This window comes from Pseudomonas sp. BNK-7, from assembly GCF_048072025.1.
Taxonomy (GTDB): Bacteria; Pseudomonadota; Gammaproteobacteria; order Pseudomonadales; family Pseudomonadaceae; genus Aquipseudomonas; species Aquipseudomonas danubii.
Map to the genome: position 1 here is coordinate 4,328,441 of NZ_CP182252.1, position 10,277 is coordinate 4,338,717.

Consider the following 10,277-nt stretch of genomic DNA (forward strand, 5'->3'; position numbering starts at 1 on the left):
GCCTGTTGCCTAAATCTTGAGGAAAACAACAATGCAAAGCATCAAGACTCTGGTATCCGTAGCTTCTTTCGCCATCTGCCTGGGCGCCGCGTCGATGGCCAACGCTGCCACCATTGCACCTGCCGGTGCGTCCTTCTCGGCACCGGGCACCATCTCGGTGTCTTCGCCGGCATCGTTTGGGATTCCGGTCAATTGCAACATCAACTTCACCGGTACCGTGGCGGCCGACGGCTCCAATGCCTCGATCACCGGCGCCACCGTCAGCGGTAGCAACTCGCTGTGCGGCGTGCCGGTTCTGCTGAACCTGCCTTGGACCCTGACCGCCTCCAGCGCTACCGCGGGCACCGTGACCGGGGTCAACTTCAAGATCCTCTCCAACTGCAGCAGCACGCCGGTGACCATCAACGCCACTTGGAACAACGCCACCAACACCCTGAGCATTCCTTCGGCGCAATCCGTCGGCAGTTGCAAAATCACGGCGTTGAGCGTCAAGCCGAACCCAGCCTTCACCGTAACCCCTTGAAGTTGATCTGACTTCAGCCTGTTGATCACTTGCTGAAAAAACAGGCGCCTCGTTTGAGGCGCCTGTTGCAACGCCCTGGGTCGGTGGTGGCCGATCGCGGTCGATAATAATAAGGAGTGGGGCATGAATAATAAGAAACACAAGATCCAGGCCGCTATTGGCTTGGCGGTGCTGGGTGGCCTGATCGGTTCCGGGTCGGTGCAGGCGGGTGGTTTCTCTACTCCGACCTATGGCGCTCCAGGCTGGGGTCGGGCGTTTGGTGGTGGTTCGCTGTTCAAGAATGATCCCAGTGCTGCGTACAACAACCCGGCGGCCATGGCGTTCATCGATCACAACGTGGCACAGATGACCGTGGATTACGCGCGGATCAAGATGAAGTTCAAAGGCAACGTCAACGACTATCAGGGGAATCCGGCCTCCATCACTCCCGTGGATGACACCGGCGCTCCCAGTGGCGCGGCGATGCCCCTGACCGGCGATGGCGGGGAAGGTGGTTTCACCGCCTGGTTGCCCACCGGTTTCATGGTGATGCCGATCAACGATCGCTTTGCTTTTGGCCTCAGCCAGGTCGTGCCCTTGGGCATGCGCAGCACCTGGGACGAAGGCTGGAAAGGTCGTGACTTCGCCGTGGATACCAAGATTGAGACTGTCGGCCTCACTGGGGCCCTGTCGTTCAAGGTCCGTGAGGACTTCTCCATCGGTGCCGGGGTCATCGTGCAGCACAGCAAGGGCTTCGTCAGCCAGAACCTCAACGTCAGTGGTTCGGCGGGCATGTCGGTGCTTCCTGGAGCGCCCTCGGGCATTGGCTCCAACCTGATGCGGGTCAAGGTCGATAACACCTCGGTCGGCTGGTTCACCGGCATCACCTGGAAACCCACCGAGCAGGACACCCTGGGCCTGAACTATCACGCCAAGATCAAGAACAAGATGGAGGGCAAGTACAACATTCGTGCCGACGCCCTGGGCCGCAATTTCATGACCCAGCCGGCCGGTCCCAACGGTGAAACCCTGACCGAACTGGCCTATCCGGGCCTCAAGCTAAACCCCGATGGTGCCAACGCCAGTACCCAACTGGACATTCCGGCCACCGCCGGCCTGGACTGGGTCCACGTGTTCAACGATCGCTTCACCATGGGTGCCAGTCTGCTCTGGACCCAGTGGTCGTCGTTCAAGGACCTGACGCTGAAGTCTGATGGCAACACCCTGGTGGCGATTCCTTACAACTACAAGGACTCGATGATGTACTCCCTGGGTGGCGACTATCGCTTCACCGATGAGCTGACCCTGCGCGCCGGTGTGGCCTTCGACCAGACCCCGACTCGCAATTCGACCCGTGACCCACGGATTCCGGATAACGATCGCTGGTTCACTTCCATCGGTTTTGGCTATGACATCAAGGCCATTCCCGGGCTGACTATCGACGGCGCCTATTCCCGACAGTTCGTCAAAGAGGCCAAGCTCAAGACCGTCAACGTCGACCGTCTCGGTGGTTCCACCATCGACGGCAAAGTCGACTCCAAAGGCGAAGTGGTGAGTCTCTCCGCGACCTATCACTTCTGAGGTCTCGCGCTTCATCCATGCCTTGAGATAACGGCAGTACCAAGGGAGTGTGCGACTGCCGTTGGCTGGACGGGTCACCTCAGGACCCGTCTCGACCTGCCTGCTTTTCCGACCTTTGGCTGACATCGTTCAGCCGTTATGCGTTACCGAAAACACTCAAAACAATATTTAAAAATAAAATTTGAAACATGCTTCTTTCCTTTGTAGGGTGATCGTCGAGGGGTCGGCACAACGCCCGGGCTCCCAGTGGTTGTCTCGTTAGAACAAGAGAGGTATTCCATGATTGTCTGGTTATTGGTGGGACTCGCCGCAGCCTGTGCACTGGCCTATCGCCAGGCCGCCGCGGCCCTGTGGCTGGGCGGCGGCCTGGTATGGCTGGCGGCAGGTTATCTGTTCAATCTGGTGGGCACCCTGGGACTGACCCTCGGCGTGCTGCTGGTGCTGGCGCCGGCCGCGCTGCTGAGCATCAAGCCCCTGCGCCGTGCCTTGCTCACCCGCCGCGCCCTGGCCATGTTTCGCAAGATCATGCCGGTCATGTCCGACACCGAGCGCGCCGCCATCGAGTCCGGCACGGTCTGGTGGGACGCCGAGCTGTTCAGCGGCAAGCCCGACTGGCCGCGCCTGCTGCAGGCCGCCCCGGCCAGCCTGAGCGCCGAAGAACAGGCGTTCATGGACAACGAAGTGGAAACCCTGTGCAACATGGCCAACGACTGGGAAACCACCCAGATCTGGCAGGACCTGTCGCCCAAGGCCTGGCAATACACCAAGGACGCGGGCTTTCTGGGGATGATCATTCCCAAGCAGTACGGCGGCAAAGGCTTCTCCCATTACGCCCATTCCCAGGTGGTGATGAAGCTTTCCACCCGCTGCTCGGCAGCGGCGATCTCGGTGATGGTGCCCAACTCCCTGGGCCCGGCCGAGCTATTGCTGCACTACGGCACCGAGGCCCAGCGCCAGCATTACCTGCCGCGCCTGGCTCGCGGCGAAGACATTCCGTGCTTTGCCCTGACCAGCCCCTATGCCGGTTCCGACGCCGGGGCCATTCCCGACGTCGGGGTGGTGTGCAAGGGCCAGTTCGAAGGCCAGGAGGTGCTGGGCTTTCGCGTCACCTGGGACAAGCGCTACATCACCCTGGGCCCCATCGCCACGGTGCTGGGCCTGGCGTTTCGCGCCGAAGACCCGGACGGCCTGCTGGGCAGCAAGGGCAGCCTGGGGATTACCTGCGCACTGATTCCCACCACCCATCCGGGGGTCAATACCGGGCGTCGCCACTGGCCGCTGAACGCGGTGTTCCAGAACGGCCCGACTACCGGCAAGGATGTGTTCATTCCCCTGGAATGGGTGATCGGCGGCGGCGCCCAGGTGGGCAACGGCTGGCGCATGCTGATGGAGTGCCTGGCCGCCGGGCGCGCCATTTCCCTGCCGTCGGCCAACGTCGGCCTGGGCAAGGTGGCGGTGCGCGGCACCACCGCCTACGCGGCGATGCGCAAGCAGTTCGGCTTGCCCATCGGCAAGTTCGAAGGGGTTCAGGCGCCGTTGGCGCGCATGGCCGGGCACCTGTATGCCTGCGATGCGGTGCGCAAGGTCTCGGTGGCGTCCCTGGATGCCGGCGAGAAACCTTCGGTGATCTCGGCGATTGCCAAATACCACGTCACCGAGCGGGCCCGGGCCATCGTCAACGACGGCATGGACATCGTCGCCGGCAAGGGCATCTGCATGGGCCCCAACAACTTCCTGGCCCGGGCCTACCAGCAAAGCCCGATTGCCATCACCGTGGAAGGCGCGAACATCATGACCCGCTGCCTGATCATCTACGGCCAGGGGCTGATCCGTTGCCATCCTTATGTGTTCCGTGAAATGGAAGCCGCTCGCGATGGTGGACGCAAAGGCCTGGAAGCGTTCGACAGCGCCATGTTCGGCCATATCAGCTTTGTCTGCGCCAACACCGTGCGCGCCGCGGTGCATGCGCTGACTGGCGGCCGCCTGATCAAAGCCCCGGCCAACACCGACAAGGCCCTGGCTGGCTATTACCGGCAGATCCAGCGTCTGTCGGTGGTGCTGGCCCTGGCTTCGGACATTTCCATGGGCGTGCTGGGTGGTGCCCTCAAGCGCAAGGAAAGCATCACCGGACGCCTGGGGGACATTCTTTCCCAGCTGTACATCCTGTCCTGCGTGCTGAAGCGTTTCGAGGACGATGGCCGGCCCCAGGCCGATCTGCCGCTGGTGCATTGGGCGGCCCAGGATGCCCTGCTGCGGGCCCATGAAGCCCTGGCCGAGGTGCTGGACAACTATCCGTCCAGAGCGGCGGCGCGGATTATTCGTGGTCTGAGCTTCCCCCTGGGCATTCCCCAGCACAAACCCAGCGACCGCTTGCTGGCCGAGGTGGCCGAGCTGGTGCAAACCCCAGGCGCCACCCGGGACCGCCTGTTGGCCGACTCCTACATCCCGCAACCGGACATCGACAAACTGGCCTACGGCGAACTGGCGTTCCGCCTGCAACCGCAAGTGGAACTGATCGAGGCCCGGCTCAAGCCGGCGATCAAGCAGGGCGCCCTGGCGCCGTTGCCGATCTCCCGCGAGGCCTTCGGCGTGTGGCGGGTCCAGGCTCTGGAACAGCAGTTGATCAGCCAGGACGAAGACGAGCTGCTCAGTCGTTACGTGGAATACGGCGATCACGCGATCCAGGTCGACGACTTCCCCCAGGACTTCGGGCTGCTGGAAGCCTTGCAACAGCGTCAGGCGCACTTCGAGCAAAGCGCCAAGCCGGCCTCGCGCAAACGTGCCGCCAGCAGCGAAGACGCGGTGCTGGCCAGCGATTCGGCCTATTGAGCCTCTACTGGATTGGATCGGGATCTCTTTATGTCTGACGGTTATCTTTCGTTCGTCAATTCCGGGTGGGGCCGCTGGCTGGCCCAACGGACCGGCCTGCCGCAACCGCTGCCGCTGCAACGCCAGCGCGAGGGGCAGGGCGGCAACCTGATCAACCCGGTGGTCCTCGCCGCGGCGCCCGAGGGGCGCCTCCTGGGCGAGCTGCAACGGATCTTCGCCGCCACCGACACCGTGGCGGCCCAGGCCGCAAGCATCAACGCGCCCTCGACCGTGAAGGTCCAGGGCCTGGTCTTCGACGCCAGCGGGCTGGCGGACATCGCCCAGCTCGATGAGCTGTACCGCTTCTTCCATGCCAATGTCCGGCGCCTGACCGCCCACGGTCGGGTGCTGGTGCTGGGCACGCCGCCGGAGCACTGCAAGGCGCTGGCCCAGGCCGTGGCGCAGCGGGCCCTGGAGGGTTTCGTGCGCTCCCTGGGCAAGGAGTTGCGCCGGGCCATTACCGCGCAACTGCTGTATGTCGAGCCCGGTGCCGAAGCTGAACTGGACAGCAGCCTGCGGTTTTTCCTGTCCCGTCGTTCGGCCTATGTCTCGGGTCAGGTGGTGCGCATCGGCGAGCCGGTGGATGTGCCCCGGCACATCGACTGGGCCCAGCCACTGGAGGGCCGGCGGGCCCTGGTCACGGGGGCCTGTCGCGGCATTGGCCTGGCCATTGCCCAGGTCCTGGCCCGGGAAGGCGCCCAGGTGGTGTGCCTGGACATTCCCCAGGTCGAGGCTGAGTTGCAGCAGGCGGCAGCGGGCCTCAAGGGCAGCGCCCTGGCCCTGGACATCACCGCTTCTGGTGCCGGGCAGCGGCTGCTGGAGTTCGTCGGTGAGCACGGTGCTTTCGATATCGTCGTGCACAACGCCGGCATCACCCAGGACAAGACCCTGGCGAAGATGACTGAAGCCGCCTGGCGCAAGGTCATGGCCGTCAACCTGGAAGCACCGCTGCTACTGAGCCAGGCGCTGCTGGAGGGTCAGGGCCTGAACCCGGGGGGACGGATCGTCTGTGTCTCGTCGATTTCCGGGATCGCCGGCAACCTCGGGCAAAGCAACTACGCCACTTCCAAGGCCGGGGTCATTGGTCTGGTGGAGAGTCTGGGGCCACTGGCGGCGCGTCAGCAGATCACGGTCAACGCGGTGGCACCGGGCTTCATCGAAACCCAGATGACCGCGAAGATCCCGCTGCTGATTCGCGAGGCCGGACGGCGCATGAACTCCATGAACCAGGGCGGTCAGGCCGTGGATGTGGCGCAAACCATCGCCTGGCTGGCCCATCCGGCCTCCGGCGGGATCAATGGACAGGTGGTCCGCGTCTGCGGACAAAGCCTGCTGGGGGCCTGAACCATGAATGCCGACTCCGCCATTCGCATCATCGAACCGCCGCCGTCCCGGGGCCAGTTGCTGTACGACGGCATCCGCAGCTTGCGCAAGCCCAAACTGGAGGTCGCCCCCAAGCTGCCCAGCGAGCGTCTGGTACGCCCGGCGGTGGAGCTGCAGGCCGCCGAAATCGCCCGTTATGCCCAGGCCTGCGGCTTTCGCCGGGAGCACGGTGTGCCGCTGGCCTTTCCCCATACCCTGGCTTTCCCGTTGCATCTGTTGTTGCTGACCCACCCGACGTTTCCCTATCCGGCCAGCGGCATGGTCCACCTGGCCAACCGTATCCGTCAGTACCAGAAGCTGGAGGAAGGGCAGGCCCTGCGCCTGGAGGTGTTTGCCGAGCGTTGGCTGGCCCATCCCAAGGGCCAGGCGTTGTTGATTGCCACCCGGGCCCACAGTGGCGGCAGCCTGGTCTGGGAAAGCGACAGCCTGTATCTGCGCCGAGGCGTCAGCGCGCCCATTGGTGAGCCCTGGCAAGGCTCGCTGCCGCTGGATGAACAGGCCCTGGTGCGCACTCAACGTTGGAGCCTGGGGGGCGACCTGGGGCGGCGTTTTGCCCAGGTCAGCGGCGATTTCAATCCGATCCACACCTCCTGGCTCGGCGCGCGGCTGTTCGGTTTCCGTCGGCCCATCGCCCACGGCATGTGGACCCTGGGCCGGGCCCTGGCAGCGCAGCAGCCGCCCCATCCACTGGCGGCGGCGGAGCTGGACTGCGAGTTCAAGCTGCCGATCTTCCTGCCGGCGGCGGTGACCCTGTGGAACCGTCTGCCCGACGGTCCGCGCCATGCGTTCGAAGTGCGCAACAACGCGGGGGACAAACCCCACATGCGCGGCCTATTTATCTGGGGAGCTGGGCAATGACTGAGTACAGTTTCAATCCGGCGCCGGTGCGCCGGGTGGCGATCATCGGCGGCAACCGGATCCCGTTCGCCCGCTCCAATACGGTGTATGCCAACGACAGCAACCAGGACCTGCTGGTGGCGGCGTTGCAGGGGCTGGTGGATCGTTACGGCCTGTCGGGCCAGCGCCTGGGGGAGTTCGCCGCGGGGGCGGTGATCAAGCATTCCCGGGATTTCAACCTGGCCCGGGAAAGCCTGCTGTCCACCACGCTGTCGCCGCAGACCCCGGCCTACGACGTGCAGCAGGCGTGCGGCACTGGGCTTGAGGCGGCGCTGCTGGTGGCCAACAAGATCGCCCTGGGGCAGATCGAAGTGGGCATCGCCGGTGGTGCCGACACCACTTCCGATGCGCCCATCGGCATCAACGAAGGGCTGCGGCGGACCTTGCTCCAGGCCAATCGCGCCAAGGGCGCCGGCAACAAACTGCGCAGCTTGCTCAAGGTGCGCCCGGGGATGTTGTTCAAGCCGCTGCTGCCGCGCAACGGCGAGCCGCGCACCGGGTTGTCCATGGGTGAGCACTGTGAAGAAATGGCCAAGCGCTGGCATATCAAGCGTCTGGCCCAGGATGAACTGGCCCTGGCCAGCCACCAGCAACTGCAGGCCGCTTATCAGCGCGGCTTCTTCGACGACCTGATCACCCCGTATCGCGGCCTGACCCGGGACAACAACCTGCGGGCCGATGCCAGCCTGGAGAAGCTCGCCGGCCTGGGCCCGGCGTACGACCGCCACAACGGCACCCTGACCGCCGGCAACTCGACCCCGCTCACCGACGGTGCCTCGGTGGTGCTGCTGGCCAGCGAGGAGTGGGCCGCCGCCCACAACCTGCCGGTGCTGGCCTACCTGCGGACCGGGGAAACTGCCGCAGTGAACTTCGTCGACGGTACGGAAGGGCTGCTGATGGCTCCGGCCTACGCGGTGCCGCGCATGCTCGCCCGGGAAGGCCTGGGCTTGCAGGATTTCGACTTCTACGAGATTCACGAGGCTTTCGCCGCCCAGGTGCTGTGCACCCTCAAGGCCTGGGAAGACGCCGATTACTGCCGGGAAAAACTCGGCCTTGAAGGGCCGCTGGGCAGCATCGAGCGCAGCAAACTCAACGTCAACGGCGGCTCCCTGGGCTGCGGGCATCCCTTTGCCGCCACCGGCGGGCGCCTGCTGGCGACCCTGGCCAAGGCGATCCACCAGCGCGGTTCCGGCCGCGGGCTGATTTCCGTTTGTGCAGCCGGCGGGCTGGGTATCACCGCCATCGTCGAAAAATAAAATAACCAGGAGACTGCCAATGAGTGTCGTGAGCCTGCAACCCGCCGAGCGTATCTGGCTGAACGCTTACCTGCCGGGTGTGCCCAGCGATATCGAAGCCGACATCGACCGCTACCCGTCGCTGCGGGAAGTGTTCCTCGAACACGTGGACAAGTACCGCCACCGGGTGGCCTACGTCAGCATCGGCACCGAGATGGGCTACGACCTCTGGGAGAAGCGCGTATTCGCCTTCGCCGCCTGGTTGCAATCCAAAGGGGTGAAGAAGGGCGATCGGGTGGCCCTGATGATGCCCAACTGCCTGCAATATCCGATCTGCCTGTTCGGCACCCTGTTGGTGGGGGCGGTGGTGGTCAACGTCAACCCGCTGTACACCGCCCATGAACTGCGGCATCTGCTCAAGGACAGTGGCGCCGAAACCGTGGTGATCTTCGAGAACTTCGCCCACACCCTGGAGCAGGCGATGCCGGGCAGCCAATTGAAGAACGTGGTGGTGGCCGCCATTGGCGACTTGCTGGGCACCTTCAAAGGCGCGGCCTTGAACTTCGCCCTGCGCCATGTGCAGAAGCAGGTGCCCAAGTTCAACCTGCCAGGCTCGATCCGCTTCCCGGCGATGATGAAACTGGCCGCCGTGCTGGAGCCCCGTCCAGTGGAGCTGAAGCAGGATGACATTGCCTTTTTGCAATACACCGGCGGCACCACCGGCGATGCCAAGGGCGCCATGCTCAGCCACCGCAACATCCTCGCCAACCTGATGCAGGCCAAGGCCTGGGTTGGCGACCAGTTGGACGAAAACCAGCAGGAAACCAACGTCACCTTGCTGCCGCTGTACCACGTGCTGTCGCTGACGGTGAACTGCCTGATGTTCATGTGCCTGGGCGGGCGCAACATCCTGATCGCCAACCCGCGGGACGTGAAGCGGGTGCAGATGATCCTGCGCAAGGAGAAGTTCAGCGGCATCGTCGGGGTCAACACTCTGTTCAACGGCTTGCTGGAGAACGAAGAGTTTCGTGGCCGTGACTTCTCCGACCTGAAGCTGGCCATCGCCGGTGGCATGGCCACCCACACCGCCGTGGCCCGGCGCTGGAAGGAGGTCACCGGGGTGCCGATCATCGAAGGCTACGGCCTCACCGAATGCTCGCCGGTGGTGAGCATCAGCCCGATCGACATCGCGCGCATGCGCGAGGGTGACTTCACCGGGACCATCGGCGTGCCGCTGCCGTCGACCTGGGTGCGCTTCGTGCGCGAGGACGGCGAACTGGCGGAGCTGGGCGAGGAGGGCGAGTTGCAGGTGCGTGGCCCCCAAGTGATGAAGGGCTACTGGCAGCGTCCGGAAGAGACCGCCAAGGTCCTGGACCGTCATGGCTGGCTGTCCACCGGGGATATCGGGGTGATGAACGAGCAGGGCTTCATCCGCCTGGTGGACCGCAAGAAGGACATGATCCTGGTGTCCGGCTTCAACGTGTACCCCAACGAGATCGAGGATGTGGTGGCCTTGCATCCGGGCGTGGCGGAAGTGGCGGCGATCGGGGTCGAGGATGGGGTGACGGGGGAGAAGGTGAAGATCTTCGTGGTGCGCAAGGACCCGAACCTGACCCAGGAGCAGTTGCTGGCCCACTGCCGCGAGTACCTGACCGGCTACAAGGTGCCGCGCTACGTCGAGTTCCGTACCGAAGAGTTGCCCAAGACCACCGTGGGCAAGGTCCTGCGTCGGGCCCTGCGTTAGCGTCCGAGGTTGTTCGGAAGATCGTCAAGCAAGGCCCTGCGGGCCTTTTCGCAGCCTCGCCGGGGCT

Annotated in this window: 7 protein-coding genes; all 7 read left to right on the forward strand. The window is 64.4% G+C overall.

From position 1 onward, the window contains the following. Nucleotides 1-31: 31 nt before the first annotated feature. The 7 genes from praB (at nt 32) to ACMGF8_RS20100 (ending at nt 10,210) form a co-directional block, all read left to right on the forward strand. Nucleotides 32-523 (forward strand): alkane oxidation protein activator PraB, encoded by a 492-nt coding sequence (gene praB, locus ACMGF8_RS20070; protein WP_102865103.1) that lies wholly within the window; start codon nt 32-34, stop codon nt 521-523. A gap of 123 nt (nt 524-646) precedes the next feature. After that, a complete protein-coding gene (locus tag ACMGF8_RS20075) occupies nt 647-2,083 on the forward strand; it encodes an outer membrane protein transport protein (protein ID WP_102865102.1) in 1,437 nt (478 codons plus the stop codon). A gap of 279 nt (nt 2,084-2,362) precedes the next feature. Next, nucleotides 2,363-4,912 (forward strand): acyl-CoA dehydrogenase, encoded by a 2,550-nt coding sequence (locus ACMGF8_RS20080; RefSeq protein WP_102865101.1) that lies wholly within the window; start codon nt 2,363-2,365, stop codon nt 4,910-4,912. Nucleotides 4,913-4,942: 30 nt separating this feature from the next. Next, nucleotides 4,943-6,295 carry a 3-oxoacyl-ACP reductase gene (locus ACMGF8_RS20085; RefSeq protein WP_102865100.1) on the forward strand — a complete coding sequence of 451 codons (1,353 nt, stop codon included), beginning with the start codon at nt 4,943-4,945 and terminating at the stop codon, nt 6,293-6,295. A 3-nt stretch (nt 6,296-6,298) separates the two neighbouring features. Continuing rightward, nucleotides 6,299-7,192 (forward strand): MaoC family dehydratase, encoded by an 894-nt coding sequence (locus tag ACMGF8_RS20090; protein ID WP_102865099.1) that lies wholly within the window; start codon nt 6,299-6,301, stop codon nt 7,190-7,192. Further along, nucleotides 7,189-8,487 carry an acetyl-CoA C-acetyltransferase gene (locus tag ACMGF8_RS20095; protein ID WP_115579996.1) on the forward strand — a complete coding sequence of 433 codons (1,299 nt, stop codon included), beginning with the start codon at nt 7,189-7,191 and terminating at the stop codon, nt 8,485-8,487. Before ACMGF8_RS20090 ends, ACMGF8_RS20095 begins: the two co-directional genes overlap by 4 nt. Before the next feature lie 19 nt (nt 8,488-8,506). Continuing rightward, nucleotides 8,507-10,210 carry an AMP-binding protein gene (locus ACMGF8_RS20100; RefSeq protein ID WP_102865097.1) on the forward strand — a complete coding sequence of 568 codons (1,704 nt, stop codon included), beginning with the start codon at nt 8,507-8,509 and terminating at the stop codon, nt 10,208-10,210. Nucleotides 10,211-10,277 lie beyond the last annotated feature (67 nt).

Excerpts from the sequence above, each read along its gene's own strand:
- praB (WP_102865103.1), top strand. The coding sequence starts at position 32 with ATGCAAAGCATCAAGACTCTGGTATCCGTAGCTTCTTTCGCCATCTGC.
- ACMGF8_RS20075 (WP_102865102.1), top strand. The coding sequence starts at position 647 with ATGAATAATAAGAAACACAAGATCCAGGCCGCTATTGGCTTGGCGGTG.
- ACMGF8_RS20080 (WP_102865101.1), top strand. The coding sequence starts at position 2,363 with ATGATTGTCTGGTTATTGGTGGGACTCGCCGCAGCCTGTGCACTGGCC.
- ACMGF8_RS20085 (WP_102865100.1), top strand. The coding sequence starts at position 4,943 with ATGTCTGACGGTTATCTTTCGTTCGTCAATTCCGGGTGGGGCCGCTGG.
- ACMGF8_RS20090 (WP_102865099.1), top strand. The coding sequence starts at position 6,299 with ATGAATGCCGACTCCGCCATTCGCATCATCGAACCGCCGCCGTCCCGG.
- ACMGF8_RS20095 (WP_115579996.1), top strand. The coding sequence starts at position 7,189 with ATGACTGAGTACAGTTTCAATCCGGCGCCGGTGCGCCGGGTGGCGATC.
- ACMGF8_RS20100 (WP_102865097.1), top strand. The coding sequence starts at position 8,507 with ATGAGTGTCGTGAGCCTGCAACCCGCCGAGCGTATCTGGCTGAACGCT.